The organism is uncultured Ruegeria sp. (assembly GCF_947504215.1).
Lineage (GTDB): Bacteria > Pseudomonadota > Alphaproteobacteria > Rhodobacterales > Rhodobacteraceae > Ruegeria.
The window spans coordinates 1-18,582 of record NZ_CANNGO010000019.1; the positions used below are offsets into that span (position 1 = coordinate 1).

Here is an 18,582-nt window from a genome sequence, read left to right on the forward strand (position 1 = left end):
GCCGCAATGCGGCTTCACCAAACCGGCCTTTCGCTGCGCTCGCAAGATCGTTCGCCATGCTAATTCACAGATTGCGGACACAGCTGACTTATTGCACTTACGCGACTATGATATTTCCATGGGCTCATCTTGAGAACCAATGGGTGAGCATGTTCGAACAAGAGACAACCGAAATGTTGTTTTCTGGTGCGCTGGAGAAAGCTTCTTCTTATGCCGTAGCGTGGAGTTCCAACGATCCGGCGCAAGTGGCCGCACATTTCGCGGAGAATGGGGCCGCACTGCTCGATTCCGGCAAGGCGATTCAAGGCCGGGGAGCGATAGCTTCGGACTACGCAACACCATTTTTCCGCGAATTTCCTGGTTCTTCAGTGTTGTTGCATGATTTTCGTTTATCAGGAAACCACACTCTCTTTACCGGTATGCTCGTCGGTCCCGGAGGGCGTGAAGATTCTCCTGTTCGCCCGTTGGGTTGGGAGGAGCGGACCCTCGACGACAATGGCTTGATACAGTTGTCGTTGGTTTGGTTCGACCGCGACGACAACGCCAAGCAGGGTGGTAGCGCTTTTTTGCAGTGAATGCTTTTAGCAAAGTCGGCATAGGAACGTCTGAGAAGCGCGGCAACGCTGATCTTCAGCAGACAATGACTGGTGCCCGATTTCGGCCTAGCTATACTGAATGAACTCGCATCCAATTTTGAGACAAGCAGTTCTTCCCGCTCAATGCGTACCAATTTGGGATCTAAGTGAAAATGCTGGTGAGGTCCAACGACATTCGTTACGAAGATAGCCACACGGTCTTTCGTCTCTACTTCGGTAGGCGCAAGTGTTTGGGTATACATTGTTCCTCGCAGGTGACGGGTTTTCCGACCCTTTCAAAGCGATACCCGGTGGCGTGGATGCATATGCGACCGCCGCGGCGGTCATTCAGTTCGATGGTCCAGACAAATTTGGAATAATCCGTTCCGTGGACCCGCACTGGCTTTCTGGGCCGGGTAATCCGGTCAAATGGCAAGGGTGTTATGGACGATTTCGGAAACGAAAAGGAGACGGACAGATCGGAAACGCCCTCGAAACACAGGTTAACCTGGCAAAGGGAAAAACTGAAATGCCCGTTGTCCTGCCTGATCCACTCCTCAATGTGATCAATATCGAGTTTTAGTTCACTCATCCAATCATCGTTGTCTGGGTCAGGTGAAATCAAATTTTGAGCATAGATGGAATTGTCATGGAACTCATGACTGACGTCCTGAAAGAGCCCCTGTCCGCTATCCATCGCAATCACTCTAATCCGAATTGTTGATGATCCCCTCGATTTCGGGGTTTCAGCCAGTTTAATATGTCACCATGCCAAAGGTAACGACAACAACGGAAGCTCTTGCAACCCAGATCATTGCTGCATTTGACGGCCTTGATCCTCCTGCTGATGATGAACTTATTCACCCCGAATGTATGGATGACGTGGATATTCTTGAATTCTACGGCGGGGTCAAATGGCATGAGATGACCGATCAAATGATCGTTTTCGGTTACACTGCGCCCACGGCTTTCAGCCCCAAAGCCTTTCAGTATTATTTGCCTGCGTATCTGCTTTGGGCTCTGCGGAATTCAGACAGTCCGGAATATGCCAGTGAAAGCATTCTGCTGGCACTCGACCCCGGCACATCGAAAGAAATGCTGCACGAGTTCAGGAAGTCCAAGTTCAACCAATTGACGCCTGCACAGAACGAGGCCGTGTTGAGGTTTTTGTACTATTTCAGCGACCATCCTGATCTTGGTGAGTTTGCGGAAGCCGCATTGATCAATTTCTGGATTGAACAAAGCGTGTTGTCACCGGGTCGATGATTATTACGTATTTGATGTGGCTCCTCGCAGCGCTTTTTGTCGCAACCTGTTTGCCGTTGGCATTGACTGAGGATGAGCAATGGCAACGTTTATGGGGGGGGATCCGCGCGGATGTTGGTTGCTGTCTTGCAGCTCCCCAGCAGCGGACACTGAAAGGCGTCTGTCGAAAATTGAACAACTCGAAACGAAGCAAAAAGTCGATTACACATCCAGAATGGCTTTTAGGTGGCCGAGTCAATGAATTGACCTAGCCACCTTGGGTTCAGAAACCTAGTTCCGTCGCACTGCTATCTAAGGGCGTCAGATTGGTGGTTTGTTGGGGTTATCTTTCCATTCTTCGAACTTAAGGGCTCCTCCGATGGCTTCCGCAAACGTATCGAGGTACTGACCCGCAGACGTGTCTTGAAGTTTCTATTCTGTGTCCTGTTTGATAGTTTCATTAGTGTCGTCAATGAGCGTGTTCGTATCGGCAAAGCCGTTGTCTTGAGCCGCGCGGACAGACTGGAAATGCGCCTCGCCATCTAAGTAGAAATCACCGCTGGCTTTTTGTGACTGAAGCAGTTTTCCACTCATATCGCCAGCTCCGGTGCCCAGATCCTGCATGGTCTCAAGCGAAGAAGAGTTTGTGGTATGATTGACAGCTTCGTCGCTGACGGTCGGCAATTTCTTGGAGCTCCCCCCAACTTGCGTCGCGTCCAATGGTGAGAGGTTAGCAATGAGGTTGACAACTTTTCCGACGACGGTTGTTGCAGTGTCCTCGCCTTGGCGTGCTGCGTCATGGGATATTTCAGATTGGCCTATTTGCTGATTATTTTGGGCAGCGCTGGCAAAGTGTTGACCCGGACCTGCCATTGCGGATCCTGCGGTCAGTGTGATCACCAATGCCGGTGCAACAATGATTTTTTTGATTTTGCTGAAGCGTTCCATTTTTTGATCTCCTTATCTTGCGGTCACATCTCCAACCTAGGAACGCTACGGCTTTGGGCATTGTGAGACGAGCTCACTATTTTGCTGATTTTCGTCAAATCGCTGCGATGCCCCCCGGCCGCCCCAATGGCCGGCTTTTACGCCGCCGTTGACAGGAACCGCGCCGAGGCGGCCAGCGGCATAAAACAGTAGGTTTTTCTCATCGGCTAATCTTCACTCCGCAAGCCAAGCCACCTAGGCTTTCGGACTTTCCGAGTTCTAGCTTCCCACCATAGGCGGCCAACAAATCAACGGAAATAGACAGGCCCAAACCAGTTCCCCTTACAGAAGTATCCAGCCGATTGCCGGAGCGAAGGACCTCAAGTCGGGCCTCTTCTGGGATTCCTGGCCCGTCGTCTTCAACAAAAATTTCGGTTCCACTAACAGTGCGCCTTGCTGTGATTTGGAATGTTGTTCGGCTCCACTTCAGGGCGTTGTCGAGGAGATTTCCGATTACTTCCTCGATGTCCTGAGGGTCCATTCGGACGCGAAGACCGGTCTCACAATCTGAAATAAGCGTTTTTCCCTCGCGTTCCGCCATGACCGAAAAGAGTCGGGACAATCGTTCGACCGAATTCGACAGATCTGTCTTGGAATGCGTAAGCTCTCCGGTGTTCGACGCGCGCATTCGCGCCAGAGAACGGCCAAGCTGGGCGTCAATTCGGGTGAGGGCGTCTTCCGCAGGCTCTGTATGTGCTCCGGCGTCTGAGAGGTCCGCCAGTTCGTTTCTTAAGATCGCCGTCGGTGTTTTGAGGGCATGTGCCAGATCTGCCGCCTGCCTTCGCGAACCGGTGACAATCTCGCGATTTCGATGCAGCAGTCTATTGAGATCTTCCACAAGAGGGGAAACCTCATCCGGATAGTCTTCGGGAACCAGATCATCGCCCTGATCCCAGCGATGAGCTACATCGGCGCGCAACTTCCTGAGGGGGCCGACTATGGCAGACATCAACAAAAGTGAACTGGCGACGCCGATCAAGCCGACCAAGCCGAAAACCGGAAGCAAGTTCCTTTGTGCGGCGCTGCGTTCATTGATCAGTTCACTTCTACTTTCGGCGACAGTTACGCCCCACTCCGTTCCGTCTTCGAACGTGATCTTTTGATAGACGCTGCGAATGGCCTCACGATCTGGACCTGTGGTATTCCAAATGGTTGTTTCGCCACTTGCAAGCGGAGGCTCGGCGATCTTTTCATCGAAAAGCGAAGCAGATGTATAGATGGCCCCCGTGGTGTCCGTTACTTGCCAATACCGTCCCGAGTAGGGCGTGCTATAGGCCGGATCGAACACCAATTGCCTTAAGGTTTCAGGGTCATCCGTGGTGGCGCTGAGACCAACGACGAGCTGCGTGTGCCGGTCTTGCAGCGCCCCGTCGAACTGTTCCAAGACACGTGTATTGATGTAAGAAAAAACCACCAATGTACCAACGCCTACGGACAAGGCACCCGAGGCGATACCTCCGAGTAAGGCCCGTTGGCGCAACGATAGCATTAGGCCGGATCAATCATATAGCCGCGCCCCCTGACGGTGGTGATCAAATCGGAGCCCAGTTTTTTGCGCAGGCGGGTAACAAATACAGCAATCGTGTTGGAATCTCTGTCGCCGTCATATTCGTAGATGTGTTCTGACAACTCAGTGCGTGACACCATACGACCAATGTTGTGCGCCAGATAGGTAAGAACTGCGATCTCCTGTGCAGTCAGATCGACAGGAATGCCACCAACACTCACCCGCCCGTTTCGTGTATCCAGTGAGACATCCCCCATTTCTATCACGGGGTTCAACTGGCCGCTCTGGCGTCGCAAGATTGCTCGAACGCGCGCAGCCAACTCAGGCATGTGAAACGGCTTGGTCATATAGTCATCCGCGCCGGCATCTAACCCGTCGACACGTTCACTCCAGCCATCTCTGGCAGTCAGGATCAAGACTGGGGTCTTAACACCTGCGCTGCGCCATTCACGCAGGACCGAGATACCGTCTCGCTCAGGCAGGCCAATGTCGAGGATGATCATGTCGTAAGGTTCAGTCGATCCCAGATGCAGAGCATCCGTACCATTGTTGGCCACGTCTACCACGCGGCCTTCCGCGCCCAACAGCTTCTTAACTTGCTCACAAAGCTGGGGTTCGTCTTCGGCAAGGAGTATTCGCATATCCAGAAACTACAGCTAAAGCGCGGTCAGCTTCACTCTATTTTTTTCCGCCGCCATTACCGCCTCCGTTACCGTTGCCGTTTCCGCCGCCGTTGCTGTTTCCGCCGCCGTTTCCGCCACCATTGCCACCGCCATTACCATTGCCGTTGCCGCCACCGTTTCCGCCGCCATTGCTACTGCCACCTGCATTGCTACGACCTGCACTGTTTCCACGGGTGGCAGAGGCACTCTGACCGTTATTGCTCTTGGATTTAGTTGAATTGCGGGCGGCCTCGGAAATCGCGCGCCCGACACTTGAACCGTTCGAGACGACTGTACCGGTTTGAGCATTCACGATCACGCTGACGATCTTTCCGCCCGGCTTTTTGACCAGAATACGATAGTAAATCTTGTCCGCTTTGAATGCACGTGCGTCGACTGGGGTCCCACCGAAAGCTTTTTCCACACCCTTAATAACACGGTTCAACCGGATTGCGGTGCCCGAAAACGTCGCCATGCGCAGTTCAGACTGATTGAGTTCGCGTGCGTCTGCAGCCGCTTGTCCTCCGGACAAGGCAGTCAGCAACGCTGCAACCAGAAAAAACACTTTGGCTGGCATAACACCCTCAAACACTTTCAGTGAAGACTATATGGCCGGACGTGAACCGATGATGAACAAGCAATTAGCCCTGCGTTCAAGCACCCTCAAGTTAAATGAAGCTCAGCGTTGTTGATTCGATCACGGATCAATCGGCCAAAACACGGCGCCCAAGTTCAGTTTATCGATAGCTGTTGCTGTGAGTTTTTAGGAGATTGAGATGAACATCACCAAGTGCGGACTGCTGAAATCCTCCACAATTGCGATTGCCCTTCTGGGTTCGGCGGCCATTATTGCCACTGTTGCTGCTCCTGATTTTGCCTATGCCAAGCAAGGCAATGGCAACGGCGGTGGAAATGGCAATGGAAACGGCGGTGGAAACGGTAACGGCAATAGCGGTGGAAACAGCAATGGGGCCAAAGGAAATGGCGGTGATCACGGCGCGGCTGCCAAAGGCGGTGGCGGAAGCAAGGTCGGGAAATCTGGATCGCAAAAAACAAAGTCTCGCTCTGCGGGGGCTGGTCAGAAGAAAGGCGGGGGGTTCTCACTGAAAGACCTATTCAGCGGGAATAGCAAAGCCAGGAAAACTGGTTCCCCTCGAACGACCGCTGCGACAACTCAGGGGGCGCAAAAACCAACCCACCAGACTGCGATCGTGGAGGAGTCGAAACGCCCCGTTTCCCGCGCCAAGGGTAACCGTATGGCTGCGCTGCTTGGCGCTCATCCATCTGAATTGGGCGCGTTGAATGCAGCCAATGCAAGCCCAACTGCACTGGCCAATGCCTCTCCTAATTCGCGGGTTGGCAGAATTGCCACCTACCGAGACACAGTGTTGGCCGGTGAACCCTTGCGTGAGGATCTGGTGGAACGGCTAGAGGTTTTAGCAGGGCTGGAACAACCAGATCGGACCTTGCAAGAAATCGAGGATGATTTGGAAGCTGCGTTGGGTGAGGTTCAAACCAACCGGGGTACGGTAGATGAGCTGGAGCAGGCTTTGGAAGACGCGGGTGGTACGGATCCAGATATCGAAGCGCAGCTCGAAGAGGCCCAAGCCGCTTTGGGCGCTTCAATCGACGACGCCCGGAGTTTGAGTGACGAGAGACAGGCCGCCATAGACTACAATGAAGCTGTCGAAGAGGCGGAAGAACTGAATGAGCTTGTCGAAGCGCAAGATTTGGCTGAACGTGAGGCCCTGGAAGCAGCTGCCAACAAGCCCGTCACCGACGCAGTTGAAGCGCAGGTCAAATCGCTTCTGGGGCTATGACCTGAAGCTCCTTGGCCAATTTTGGCCTCCACTCTTGGACGTACTGACAGCTGGGACGACCAAGAGCCTTTCGGATGTTGAGCGGGCTGGTCGACGTTTTCTTAGTGTTAGACACTAGCTTTTGGTGATCGTGCTAACCGACAAATAAACCCCGCCCCAGGAAAGGGCGGGATTCATATTACAATTCTGATGTTTAGGACGAATATCGAGAATTGTTCGGGGGGGGTCAACTGATTTGCCTTCAGACGTTTTGGTGAGCCTCAGATAGCCGCTTGTCTTTTACGATCTTTGTTAGTGCGTTATCGATAGGAGGGAAGCGACCGCTGCTCGAATTGATCATGGTTTGCAGACGCTCGTCGGCAGCTTTGCCGGAGGTCTGCATTGCAGCTGTTGTGCTGCGGTCTTTAGTCACAAAGGCAGGCTTGACCATCTTATTCCCCTCGTTTCCACCAAACGACTTACGTTTCGTTCGATTTGACCTGACCACAGTGCCCCAGCGTGGTTGAACGCACTAAGAATAAACTGTTCATGTTCGGTTAATGTTGTTTGCGAAATAAGAACACATGAATTGTCTGACCGCGCGACACTTCTATTGCCGCTTTCCAATTTGACGGTTTGGAAGGTCGTTAGGTGAGAATGTCGTGCCAAACGAACCAACCATCATAGCAGAAGACGCCAGTAGCAAGCCAGTCTCCGCCTAAGGGTTGGTCAAATCCGAACGGGGATCATAACTAGGATATGAAGCCAAAGGAGGCAAAAAAGATGAAAACGGTTTTGGGAATCGCGGCGGCGCTATTCATCATTCAGACCGCGCCGGTTGCGAGCGCGAGTTTTAATGCGCAGCCTCACAAGCTCAAACAAATTATCGAGTCACACACAACAATGCAGCCTGTTCTCGTGAAATCCAAGGCCGGACATTGCCCACCGGGCTTGGCCAAGAAAGCTGTTCCATGCGTTCCACCTGGCCAGGTCAAACGATACCGGGTTGGGGATTTCATCTACAATGGGTATGTTCGTATCGACGATCCCAACAGATATGGTCTGCGGCGAAACGGCTACTATGTGCGTGCCGGAGACTATGTTTATCAGGTGAACCGGCAGACGCACGAGGTGTTGAACCTGATAGGGGCAGTAGTCGATATACTCAACTGAGTACCTTCTCTACTCTTCAAATCTGGCGTGGTTAGCCGCCATTTGATCATACTACAAAACTCAAGAGAATGGGCACGTTCCAGACTTCGGATGCAGCGCTACATCCGGTGATGTGATTATCTGCCAACGTCGGGTTGTCATAATGGGAGGGCATGGCGGATCGGAGGATCAGTCATGAAAACGCTATTGCCAAATTGTTTGAGGCGGCATGACAAATGTTGTCAAGCCGCACTCAGGTCGTCATTTTAGAGATGTACACCTCCCAGAGGCTGAACGTATCGGAATGTGGTGTTGATACAAGTTTGCGGTGAGTTGATATCTGCGGGGACGGAATACTAATTTGATCTGGTCATGCACAGATAGAAACCTCTGTGCATGGCGATGTGATTTGAAACGCCCAAATATCTTCTTTCGTTTCCGGGTCGGTCTATGCGACACTTCGATTGCGTTGTTTAGGCCTTTGTGGGCACGATCGTCAGTCTTGGGAGCCAGGTTATCGACCGGTTGATGTGGCTGCGGATCGAAATCACGACTTCGTCCATGTGCCGCTTGTCGTTCGGTTGCGCTCGATCCCGCCGGATAAAGTCTGCGAAGTGTTGCCCGAAGAGATTCACCTATAGCCGGATCGCTTCCCAGCTTACAATCACGTCGCGCTCTGCCAACAGATCTTCAACATCTGCCGTGCTCAGTGCAAAGCGGTGGCACGCCCAGACTCCCCAAGCAATGATCTCACGCGGAAAGTGGAACCCTCTCAGCCGGGGCATGTTGGTCGGAATGTTCATGACCTGCAGATAGCTCGGACAAGTCAGGCAAGCAACTTGGCAATACCTTATGGCAGTTTCTGCAGAAGATATGTCTTTAGGCTGAGCAATCCCATAGATCCAACGAGGCTCTTCACAAGTCGAGAGGAATTATGAATAGAACGTTAACGAAGTGTTTCTCATCCGTTCAATGTTAGTTTTGCATGTTGAGAATTGCTCGCTTTGGCGACAAGGCTGCAAAACCGGAAAGTGGAAGGGCTAAGGAGGTCGGATGTTAGACTTTTTGCTGACTTTCAGTGCTGCTTCGACTTGGATCAGTGTTGGAATTCTTGCGAGCTTCAATTTTGCCTAGGTACAAGGACACTAAAATCGGTGTATGAACCATCAACCCCAGAAACTGCTATATTGAATGCTCTACTACTGCATGACAGCGATTCAGAGTATGGCGCCGCCATGTGGGCGGCATGTGTTCTGATGGCCCTCCACAAAGAGCAGACTTATTTGTTGTCCGAATATGCAAACACATGGGCCAGCAAATTTGAACTCTCTGGCCTCAGAGAGTAGCCACCCAACATTTTCACACAGCTTAATAGATTTGACAAATAAATTCCTCGTTTCCGAAAAAGGGTAAGCCTGTGAAACTTGTAACGTTAGAAGGTAATTTGGTTTTGGACGGATCAACAATAGGTGGGCATGCCACACTGCGGCATATTGAGGGAACTTTGAAATGGTTCTCGGCCAAGAAAGGATACGGTTTTGTAACCTGCAGTGTGACCGGCGAGGATGCATTAATACATCAGAACGCGCTGCATGATTTTGGCCAGACTTCAATCGCAAATGGGTGCACGCTCGAGGCATTGGCAAGTGTCAAACAGAGAGGACTTCAAATCGTTGAGATCTTGGGCATCCGGTCAGACGCGTCCTCGACAGTCCAGCACGACAAGCATATTGAACTCCAACCGATCAAACCGGCTTCAATATTGCCTGCAAGGGTCAGGTGGTTCTGCGAGGAAAAGTCCTACGGTTTCGTCAATGTCTTTGATGACACCAGAGACTGCTTTTTGCACGCGAACATACTTGATAAAGCTGGACTCGGATCGGTGGCTGTCGGAGAAGCACTTGGCGTCGAAGTGATCGATCGGCCCGGTGGCCGAGTTGTCGTCTCAGTTCGACCCTGGACCTGAGTCAGCTTCCGCTGGATAGTCGTTCAGAAGGATTAGTTATTCGCCTTCAAGTTGCGGATGGCGATAACTCCACCCAGGCAATCATCTATTGGGTATTGCCAAATTGCTTGCTTGGATGCACCGCCGCATCTTCGCCAAACCCCCACGTTGCCCCCAGCAAGACCGGCCCTTACCAGCCATTAATCGTAGGGTAGCGATGCTGCGGCGCAGCCCGTCGAACCTGCCGTTCGTCGAGCGCGCAAAATCAAAGGTCACGTGAATTGACAGGCAACGCAACAAACCAGTCGTTTCCGACCAATTCAGCCGTGACGGCTTTCTCTGGTGAGATGTAACCAGTCATCTCGAATCTGGATTAGATTCGCCTTTTTGGCTAACTTGTTGTTTGAGCTAGGGAGGTTTGGCATTGGAACGACGCCTCACGGCGATAGTTGCTGCAGACGTAGTGGGATATAGCCGCCTCATCCGAGAAGATGAAACAGGCACGCTGGAGTCCATTAAGGCACATCGCGAAGATCTGATAGAACCTATCGTTTCAGCCCGCAAAGGGCGCATCGTCAAATTGATGGGCGATGGTTTATTGATCGAATTTGCCAGCGCCGTTGAAGCGGTACAATGCGCGATAGAGTTTCAACATTTCATCGGGTTGAAAAACAAGGACGTCCTGGAAAAGAACCAGATACACTACCGTATCGGGATCAACGTTGGCGATATCGTCGTGGAGGATGATGACATCTACGGGGACGGTGTAAATGTCGCTTCGCGGCTAGAAGGTTTGGCTGTGCCCGATGGTATCTTTTTGACGACCAGTGTATTTGACCAGGTAAAGGACAAACTCGACCTCAACATCGAAGACCTTGGACTGCGCGAGGTCAAGAACATCGCAGAACCTATACGTGTTTTCAGCCTGTTGCTTGATGACAAAGCAACGGCTCTCGTTACCACTATTACCCGACCCGTAGAACCAGCACGTCGCTCATTGTTGGTCGCTGTTGTGGTCGCGGCTGCAGTCGTGATCGGGGGGATGGTCTTTTGGCAAACTTGGAACACTTCGAACCAATCGCCGGATCTCTCTACTGTCTCACCAACCGGCAAACCGTCTATTGCCGTACTGGCGTTTGACAATTTGAACAGCGACCCGGAACATGATTACCTCAGCGACAGCTTCAGCGAAAACATCATCACCGCGCTCTCCCGATTTGTCGACTTTTTCGTAATCTCCCGCAATTCGACATTTACCTACAAGGATCAACCGGTAAAGGTCCAACAAGTGGCCGAGGAACTGGGCGTTCGCTACGTTGTCGAGGGCAGTGTCCAAATATTGGGGGACAAGTTGCGGGTTACAGCGCAATTGATAGACGCAACAAATGGCAAGTATCTTTGGGCAGAAAACTACGACCGCAGCCTTGAAGATATATTTGCTGTTCAGGACGAAGTCACGCGAACGATCGCTCTAACCCTCAACGAAAACATCGATCTGGCTGAGTATGACCGGCTAGAACACCAACCCACTGACAACTTGAATGCATACGAGCTTTTTAAGCGCGCGCAGGAACAAGCGTTCACATTCACGAAAGAAGGCAACATTATTGCGATGGAGCTGAGCGAGAAGGCAATCGAGCTCGACCCTAATTTTGCCAGCGCATACATCGAACTCGCATGGGCCCATAACTTCGGCTACCGCTGGGGGTGGACTGAAATTACTTCTCGCGAAGAATCTTTGGCTCTCGCATTTGAAATGGCCAGAAAGGCGATAAAACTGGAGCCATTCAATTTCAAAGCGCATCAGGTTTTGGCAAGTGTTACAGTGCAAAGTGGCGATCTTGAGAAGGCCGCATCACTTTACGAGAAGGCGATATCGTTAAACCCGAACTCCGCTCAGGTACTGGCAGATTCCATTGATCCTCTGATTTACAGTGGAAAGGCAGCTGAAGCCGTTGACCGGATGAAGGCTGCAATACGCCTCAATCCACATCATCCAGACTGGTATCTGTGGAATTTGGGTTGGGCCCAGTACTTTGCAGAGGACTACGAGGGAGCTCTCGCTTCGATTGAGAAGATGAACGGCGTCCCGGATCGCCTCAGACGTACCCTTGCCCCTATATTGTTGCAGTTGGGGCGGGATGACGAGGCGCGCATAATGATGGGCGAGTTCCTAACAGACAATCCCGACTACGATATTGAAGAAGCAAAAACGGCACCATTCACCGACAAAGAGTTCCACAACCGCTGGTTAGACGATTTGCGAGCATTGGGAGTCCCGGAAAACGCGTCATAGCCGTTTGGGATAGCGTTCGTGTAACGGATAACTACGCCAAAACAGACGTTTGTAAGATTCGTAACAAACTCACTTTTAGACTCTTTGAAGACCTCCGGGAAGCCACAGCAACGCCCCTGCACTGTCAAAGAACTAACTACGCAGAACGGCCCAAACCGGACATTGAACACCCAAGCAAGATTCTGCGGTCGCAGCCTGCTTTGCGGTCATTCGCTGCAAGCGCATAATTTAACTGCTAACGAATTCACACATCGCGGGACAAAGCAGACTTTGTCATCCGCAGCAGCTATCGCCGTTCTGGATCGGCGGGCAAGGCACCGTTGCATAGGAGCAGTAGACACAACAATCCCCTTCCAACGGTTTCAAGACCGCTGTGCATGACTTGCATTCATAGAACCACTGGCAAGCATCCGTCGGCATTACTTCGGTTTCTCTGTGGCCGCATTTCGGGCAAGTCAGGGTGCTTTCAAGCACTACGGTTTGTTCTGTCATAGTCTCACATCTGCATTATCAGGTAATCATTGATCCGGGCCTCATAAAAGACGACGACCCAAGCCAAGCCTGTGATTGCCGTCGTCCCCGAAAGCCACCATTTCAACTTTGGTAGGGAACCTCGCTGATAAGATACAAGCCACGATATCGCGACAAGCACAGTCGAAATCGTCAATACGTAGTAGCTTGCCGCCGCGATCTTTCCGAAAATAGCCAACCAACTGCCCCCTAGTCCCAGCAACATCATTGTCATGGGCAATACACAGCAAGTCGCAACGCCAAGTGCTGACAGTGATCCGAGATAACTAACGCTAAGGTACTTCTGCATTTCATTCCCTTGATCAATTTTAGGTGTCGAAACGACAGCCATTGGTATAACTTCTGTAGTCGCTACAGGATCAAGACGGAAAAACTCACATGTTTGCGATTGGGGAAGCATCCCGGCAAAGCGGTGTCGGTATTGAAACGATCCGCTACTATGAGCGCGAAGGGATCGTGCCCAAACCAGAACGGGCACCGAATAATCGCCGGATGTACTCTGCGCACGATGTTGGAAGGCTTCGTTTCCTGAAAAAGTGCCGTGATTTGGGCTTTCCGCTAGCCGATACCAAGACGCTTCTCAGCCTGTCCGAAGGCGACGGAGAGGATTGCCGATCCGTAAAAGAGCTGGCTGAGCTTCATATCTTCAATGTGCGTGAAAAGATAAACGAGCTCAAGCGATTGGAAGCGGCGCTGAGCGAACTCACAGCCAACTGCGACAGCGGGAATGTCTCTTGCCCCATGCTCTCAAGACTGCGTACCGACTAGTGGAACTTTGGGCTCAGAGCGGACATCCGACGCTTTCGTTAAGGCTTGCAGTCTGTCCCGACACGATAAGCAGCGGCAGTGCGGACGAAGCGAACTTCCGATTTGCTCATTTCAATGTCGGCTTTCGATACGTGTTAGGTAATCGTCGACTATTTCTTCCCAGAGAGTTGGCTGGAACATCAACCAATGGCCTCTATTGTGGCCTGGAACAGACACGACATGAACTTCACTCTCAGCGCCCATCTCTTCCATTGCTGCAAGATTCGATAGCGAATGCTCAATGCTGTAAAACGCGTCGTCCTCGCCATAGACTGACAATACCTGACCATCAAAAGTGCCGATCCGCCGAAAGAGTATAGGATTGATTTCGGGGTCTCCAAAACGTTCTCCCATCCATCCTCCAACGAAGCTAATCACACCGGCAGCGTTTCCTGGATCGTCCCCGGCTTGCATGAGGGCAACAACGCCTCCGCGCGAGAAGCCTGAAAGAAGGACCGGTTCCAAACTCACATTGGGTCGCTGCTGCAACGCTCGCAGCGCAGCGTTTGCATCTACCAAAGCGCGTTCTGCCCCTGCCAACGATATTTGCGTGTCCGGCGAATATCCTTGCGACCGATCGTCAGCAAAGCCCTCATCGTACAAACCATCAGAGCCACCCCGACCACGGCGCTGAGGGAATGCAACGATCCAACCGTGGGCGTTCAGAACATCTGCAAGCCAATCGTTGGCAAAGAACCGATTAAAAGCTTGTGGATCAGTCCCGTAGCCCGTTGACCCGTGATGAACGAGAGCCAGCGGGAACGGTCCGCCACCAACAGGCGCATAGACCGCGACCGCAAGCTCAACTTTCGAACTGTCTTCTTGCAGTTCGGTTGCAAGGAATTCGCGCGTACCGAGCTCGAACCACTCGCTTGTCGGCGCTGCCAGGACAGCCGTGAGAGTTTGTCGCTCCAAAATGGCAAAACGATCCTCAGTCGGATAGATACCGCGCAACCGTCCGGTAGCTGAAATTGAGTATCGCGCAGCGAAGTCGCTATCGGTAAAAACCAGAGTGTCGCCGTCCGATCGCGCTTGGCTGCGGAACCAACTACCACTGCCATGATGGCCGCGCCCCACTGAATAGATGACACTGAATAGCCCGTCTTCGTCCTGGCTTTCCACGACGAGAATGTGACTTCTCCAAGTGTCCCATCTTCCCGTCCAAACCCCGAGGAAGGGGGAATTATCCTGGGCGGTGATTTCGATATCGTCGGGCAGGGGAGCATCACCCACGAGGATTGATTCCTGTGCCAATGACTGACTGGTCAGAATGAAAAGCGTGGCGGTGGCAAAGATGATGCGCATGGCTGGTTTCCGAATGTCGTGGCTTGATACGAGGCGATACCAATAGAGCACAGAACGTGGGCACGGACATATATTAAGTGTTCGAGTCACCGAAACTGACATTCGCCATCTTGCAGAAACTCGGGACTATGGGCTCCAAGCCGACATCGGATGCGGCGCGGCATCGGCGTGATAGAGGGTTTCCGGAGATGCGAGGACGGCCCATTCCTTCCGTTCGTCAGCTTGGTTTGCGCCGCAGTGCGGCTCTCCCAAAGCGGACATTGACGACCGAGCGCAGCATTCACAAGGTTTGTGTTTCTCGGGTCGTTCCCGGTCATAGTGGCACGCTATCGTAAGATATCGTTGATATACTCGCCCGCAATGACCGTCGACGACACACATAAGCTCGTCGAAACGCCACAAACGTACAGAGTTTCACTAGGATTCAGGTAACTCGGAAGTGTCGACTGACAAGCCGAAAGACGATAGCGACGAAGCAGAATGTTGTCTCCCAGACGAGCGACCTCTGAAGCAAACTCAACACCCGTCGATCCAAACTGGCAAGTCACTGATCAATTGAGCTCACATGGAGCAGACGAAAGCTGCGCGGCAACTTGTTGCAAATATTCAATCTGTTGTTTCTCAAATTTGACCGCATGGATCTGACTTGGATCTGTTGAGATTGCACAACCACCCGCAATGGGGCACGGTGACCGTTCAACCTGGAAGGATGTTCATGGCCGCCGCAAAACCTACCAACCCGTGGCTCATTTTGCTGGGCCTTGCGCTTGGTGTCAGCATATCCAACGCTTTTGGTCGCTTTGCATACGGACTAATCCTGCCATCAATGAAAAGTAGCCTTGGCTGGAGCCTCACTCAATCCGGGTGGCTCAATACGGCCAATTCGATTGGCTACATAGTGGGTTCGATTCTAACGCTTTTACTGATCCGGCATTTTTCTCCGTCGCGATTATTTGCAAGCGGAACTGTGGCGACCGCACTGTGCCTTTTGGCGACCGGGTTTGATGAGAGCCTCGTGTTTCAAACTGCTTGTCGTACTTTGGTTGGGTTGTTTGGTGCACTTTCCTTTGTGTCCGGCGGCGTACTGGCTGCATCGCTGTTCCAAACCAGCGCCCGAAAGAATGCGTTGGCCATCGCCTTATACTTTGGCGGTGGCGGTGGATTTGGTATCGCATTATGTGGCGCGATCCTTCCGAGTATGTTGGACGTATTCGGACCACAATATTGGGACTGGGCGTGGATCGGGGTCGGGTTGGCAGCCCTGGTCATTTGCCCATTTTCGGTTTGGGCTTCCACAAAATTGAACCAAACCGAGCATGACGCCGCACTGCCTTCCATCCCACCGGTGCGCAGAATGCTTGGCGAACTCGGCGGGTATGCGCTGTTTGGATTGGGTTACATTGTGTACGTCACTTTTATCTCGGTCTGGATGAAAGAGCAGCACTCCAGCGTCCTGTTGACCACCGCAACATGGATGGTTCTTGGCGTCAGTATTATGGCGTCTCCTTTTGTTTGGCGCGGGGTCTTGGCCCGCTTTTCATCCGGAACGCCGTTGGCGCTGATCCTTACCGGGGTTGCATTTGGATCAGCCCTGCCAATCCTGGTTCCATCCGGGTATGGATTGATTTTGTCGGCACTCGTGTTCGGACTGTCGGTCTTTATGCCACCCACTGCTGTCACCAGCTTTGTCCGTCAGAATGTGGATCAGCAGGATTGGGGCGCAACCGTTAGCTTTTTCACAGTCGTTTTCGCCATTTCACAGACGCTGGGACCTATCGGGGCTGGTATCATTGGCGACTTGACCGGAGAAATTGGAGATAGCCTTGTCGTGGCCTCTGCGGTCCTGCTGATGGGTGCCCTTTGTGCTGCGATGCAAAAGCCACTCAGGCGGGAGGCGGCGTAGCCGCCGTATTCAGAACCATGCTGGTTCATTCCCTACTTGGACGCCGTGGGCTCTGGATGCGCAATGAGAAACCTTCCGGTCACTCCAGCCTGATCTGCTTTAGGCAATCTCCTCATAGTGCGGAGTCCAGAACTTCGCATCTATCGCCGCTTTCAAATCGTCCCCTGTGGATTTAGGCGCAACCCCATCCAACTGCGCCTGTTGCCCAACGGCAAATGCGATTGCTTTGCTGACCTCGCGAATGTCCCCCACATCGGGCAGCAAGCTGGCTGCGCGATCGGACTTCGCAGGTGACAGCGTGGCGAGCGCCTCGGCGGCGGCCATGAACATTCCGTCGGTGACGCGACGCGCGCCTGCCGCCAGCACGCCCAACCCCATGCCGGGGAAAATGTAGGAGTTATTGCATTGCGCCACATGGTGCGTCTTACCGTTGTAGACAACAGGATCAAATGGGCTTCCGGTGGCGACCAGGGCATGACCATTTGACCAGCGGATAATATCCGCAGGCACAGCCTCAATTCGCGATGTCGGGTTTGACAGCGGCAATACAACAGGATGTTCTGTGTGAGCCGCCATCGCCCGAATGATCTCTTCAGAGAACAAGCCTGCCTGACCGCTGACACCCACCAATATGTTGGGTTCGGCGTTGTTAATCACATCCAGCAGTGAAATTTCACCATCGGACCAGCTCCCCACTTTGGTGAGAGGTTGGACAATTTGCGTTTGGAACGGCAGAAGGTCCGTCATCGCATCGGTTAACAACCCATTCCGGTCCACCATGTAGATGCGCGCGCGTGCCTCGGTCTCGGGTAATCCTTGGCGGATCATGAGCTGAACCAGTTGCTCAGCGATACCCACTCCTGCTGATCCCGCTCCAAGAAACGCGATGGTAGCGTCCTTTAGCGGAATGCCGGTGACATTTGAGGCAGCCAGCAAAGTGCCCGCCGTTACCGCCGCCGTGCCCTGAATATCATCATTGAATGTACAGAGCTGATCGCGATACCGCGCAAGCAGAGGTGCCGCATGTTGCTGTGCGAAATCCTCGAACTGCAGCAACACATTCGGCCACTTGCGCTTTACCGACTGCACAAAAAGATCGACGAATTCAAAGTACTCATCTCCGCTGACGCGCTCATTCCGCCAGCCGATATAGAGGGGATCTTCCAGCCGTTCCTGATTGTTGGTGCCGACGTCCAATACCACCGGGAGCGTTACAGACGGGCTTATTCCGCCTGCAGCGGTATAAAGCGAGAGCTTTCCGATCGGAATTCCCATGCCGCCCGCGCCTTGATCGCCCAAACCCAAAATCCGCTCTCCATCGGTGACGACTATAGCCTCGACAGAGGGCTGGGTGGCGTTCTCAAGTATGTCATCGATCCGGTCACGCTCGGGGTATGAAATGATCAATCCACGAGGGTGATCATATATCTCACTGAATTTTTTGCAGGCGTCACCCACAACGGGTGTGTAAATCATCGGCATCATCTCGGATAGATGCCGAACCAAAAGGGCGTAGAATAAAACTTCGTTGTCATCCTGCAGGCCACGCAGATAGACATGCTTGTCCAGCGGTGTCTGCTCACGTTCAAAGGCGGCATAGACACGGTCTACCTGGGTTTCGAGCGTTTCGATGTGTGGCGGAAGAAGACCCAGCAATCCAAGCTTTTCTCGTTCGTGTAGAGAAAAGGCAGCACCTTTGTTCAGGAGTGGGTTTGTCACGTATTGTAAATTTTCAGGGCCGGAATCGACCATAGGCTGACCTTTCGGATCGGCACGCATTGGTTGCACGCGTCTGCCCGATAAAGTCAGCATTATAGGACGGCAATTGCAACGGACTTAGAACACGATTGCATTTAACCATCTTGCAT

19 protein-coding genes and 1 pseudogene are annotated in these 18,582 nt (G+C 52.5%); 8 read left to right on the forward strand and 12 right to left on the reverse strand.

From position 1 onward, the window contains the following. The coding region (locus Q1B21_RS21000; protein WP_299892856.1) for a nuclear transport factor 2 family protein at positions 1-575 on the forward strand (575 nt) is incomplete at its 5' end. Between the two features lie 229 nt (positions 576-804). Here the strand turns inward: Q1B21_RS21000 and Q1B21_RS21005 are convergent. Next, entirely contained in the window at positions 805-1,167 is a 363-nt protein-coding gene (locus Q1B21_RS21005) for a hypothetical protein (RefSeq protein ID WP_299892858.1), read from the reverse strand. 176 nt (positions 1,168-1,343) lie between these two features. Here Q1B21_RS21005 and Q1B21_RS21010 point away from each other — a divergent pair, with 176 nt between their 5' ends. Next, positions 1,344-1,841 carry a DUF6714 family protein gene (locus tag Q1B21_RS21010; protein ID WP_299892861.1) on the forward strand — a complete coding sequence of 166 codons (498 nt, stop codon included), beginning with the start codon at positions 1,344-1,346 and terminating at the stop codon, positions 1,839-1,841. 411 nt (positions 1,842-2,252) lie between these two features. Here the strand turns inward: Q1B21_RS21010 and Q1B21_RS21015 are convergent, their stop codons facing one another. The 4 genes from Q1B21_RS21015 to Q1B21_RS21030 all read right to left on the reverse strand — a co-directional run bounded on the left by Q1B21_RS21015 (position 2,253) and on the right by Q1B21_RS21030 (position 5,553). Beyond that, the gene (locus Q1B21_RS21015) at positions 2,253-2,768 is read right to left on the reverse strand and encodes a hypothetical protein (RefSeq protein ID WP_299892863.1); all 516 of its coding nucleotides are present in this window, start codon (positions 2,766-2,768) and stop codon (positions 2,253-2,255) included. Positions 2,769-2,967: 199 nt separating this feature from the next. Continuing rightward, positions 2,968-4,296: a HAMP domain-containing sensor histidine kinase gene (locus tag Q1B21_RS21020; protein ID WP_299892865.1), complete on the reverse strand. Its 1,329-nt coding sequence runs from the start codon at positions 4,294-4,296 to the stop codon at positions 2,968-2,970. Beyond that, positions 4,296-4,955, reverse strand: a complete 660-nt coding sequence (locus Q1B21_RS21025; RefSeq protein WP_298938158.1) for a response regulator transcription factor — start codon at positions 4,953-4,955, stop codon at positions 4,296-4,298. The genes Q1B21_RS21020 and Q1B21_RS21025 overlap by 1 nt, the downstream gene beginning before the upstream one ends. Positions 4,956-4,992: 37 nt before the next feature. Beyond that, positions 4,993-5,553, reverse strand: a complete 561-nt coding sequence (locus Q1B21_RS21030) for a hypothetical protein (protein ID WP_298938159.1) — start codon at positions 5,551-5,553, stop codon at positions 4,993-4,995. Positions 5,554-5,752: 199 nt separating this feature from the next. Between Q1B21_RS21030 and Q1B21_RS21035 the strand changes: the two genes are divergently transcribed. Continuing rightward, positions 5,753-6,796 carry a hypothetical protein gene (locus Q1B21_RS21035; RefSeq protein ID WP_299892868.1) on the forward strand — a complete coding sequence of 348 codons (1,044 nt, stop codon included), beginning with the start codon at positions 5,753-5,755 and terminating at the stop codon, positions 6,794-6,796. Between the two features lie 241 nt (positions 6,797-7,037). On the opposite strand, the gene Q1B21_RS21040 is transcribed toward Q1B21_RS21035, so the two are convergent. Continuing rightward, positions 7,038-7,226 (reverse strand): hypothetical protein, encoded by a 189-nt coding sequence (locus Q1B21_RS21040; RefSeq protein ID WP_298938161.1) that lies wholly within the window; start codon positions 7,224-7,226, stop codon positions 7,038-7,040. A 332-nt stretch (positions 7,227-7,558) separates the two neighbouring features. On the opposite strand from Q1B21_RS21040, the gene Q1B21_RS21045 reads away from it, so the two are divergent. Next, positions 7,559-7,948, forward strand: a complete 390-nt coding sequence (locus Q1B21_RS21045) for a hypothetical protein (protein WP_298938162.1) — start codon at positions 7,559-7,561, stop codon at positions 7,946-7,948. A 232-nt stretch (positions 7,949-8,180) separates the two neighbouring features. Here Q1B21_RS21045 and Q1B21_RS21050 read toward each other — a convergent pair. Then, a pseudogene (locus Q1B21_RS21050) lies at positions 8,181-8,730 on the reverse strand (IS6 family transposase). Positions 8,731-9,344: 614 nt separating this feature from the next. Between Q1B21_RS21050 and Q1B21_RS22395 the strand changes: the two are divergent. Then, positions 9,345-9,893: a cold shock domain-containing protein gene (locus Q1B21_RS22395; protein WP_366525427.1), complete on the forward strand. Its 549-nt coding sequence runs from the start codon at positions 9,345-9,347 to the stop codon at positions 9,891-9,893. A gap of 403 nt (positions 9,894-10,296) precedes the next feature. Continuing rightward, positions 10,297-12,168 carry an adenylate/guanylate cyclase domain-containing protein gene (locus Q1B21_RS21055; RefSeq protein WP_299892870.1) on the forward strand — a complete coding sequence of 624 codons (1,872 nt, stop codon included), beginning with the start codon at positions 10,297-10,299 and terminating at the stop codon, positions 12,166-12,168. 273 nt (positions 12,169-12,441) lie between these two features. Here Q1B21_RS21055 and Q1B21_RS21060 read toward each other — a convergent pair whose 3' ends face one another. Beyond that, complete coding sequence (locus Q1B21_RS21060) at positions 12,442-12,660, reverse strand: GDCCVxC domain-containing (seleno)protein (protein WP_299892871.1); 219 nt, start codon at positions 12,658-12,660, stop codon at positions 12,442-12,444. Positions 12,661-12,664: 4 nt separating this feature from the next. Continuing rightward, entirely contained in the window at positions 12,665-12,988 is a 324-nt protein-coding gene (locus tag Q1B21_RS21065) for a hypothetical protein (RefSeq protein ID WP_299892873.1), read from the reverse strand. 89 nt (positions 12,989-13,077) lie between these two features. On the opposite strand from Q1B21_RS21065, the gene Q1B21_RS21070 reads away from it, so the two are divergent. Continuing rightward, on the forward strand, positions 13,078-13,467 hold the full coding sequence (locus tag Q1B21_RS21070; RefSeq protein ID WP_299892875.1) for a MerR family transcriptional regulator: 390 nt from the start codon (positions 13,078-13,080) through the stop codon (positions 13,465-13,467). Positions 13,468-13,578: 111 nt separating this feature from the next. On the opposite strand, the gene Q1B21_RS21075 is transcribed toward Q1B21_RS21070, so the two are convergent. Continuing rightward, positions 13,579-14,811, reverse strand: a complete 1,233-nt coding sequence (locus tag Q1B21_RS21075) for a dienelactone hydrolase family protein (protein WP_299892876.1) — start codon at positions 14,809-14,811, stop codon at positions 13,579-13,581. Between the two features lie 326 nt (positions 14,812-15,137). After that, on the reverse strand, positions 15,138-15,359 hold the full coding sequence (locus tag Q1B21_RS22400; RefSeq protein ID WP_366525428.1) for an isochorismatase family protein: 222 nt from the start codon (positions 15,357-15,359) through the stop codon (positions 15,138-15,140). Between the two features lie 167 nt (positions 15,360-15,526). Here Q1B21_RS22400 and Q1B21_RS21080 point away from each other — a divergent pair, with 167 nt between their 5' ends. Beyond that, the gene (locus Q1B21_RS21080) at positions 15,527-16,714 is read left to right on the forward strand and encodes a YbfB/YjiJ family MFS transporter (RefSeq protein ID WP_299892878.1); all 1,188 of its coding nucleotides are present in this window, start codon (positions 15,527-15,529) and stop codon (positions 16,712-16,714) included. A 99-nt stretch (positions 16,715-16,813) separates the two neighbouring features. On the opposite strand, the gene Q1B21_RS21085 is transcribed toward Q1B21_RS21080, so the two are convergent. Next, a complete protein-coding gene (locus tag Q1B21_RS21085; protein ID WP_366525429.1) occupies positions 16,814-18,526 on the reverse strand; it encodes an NAD-dependent malic enzyme in 1,713 nt (570 codons plus the stop codon). Between the last annotated feature and the right edge of the window lie 56 nt (positions 18,527-18,582).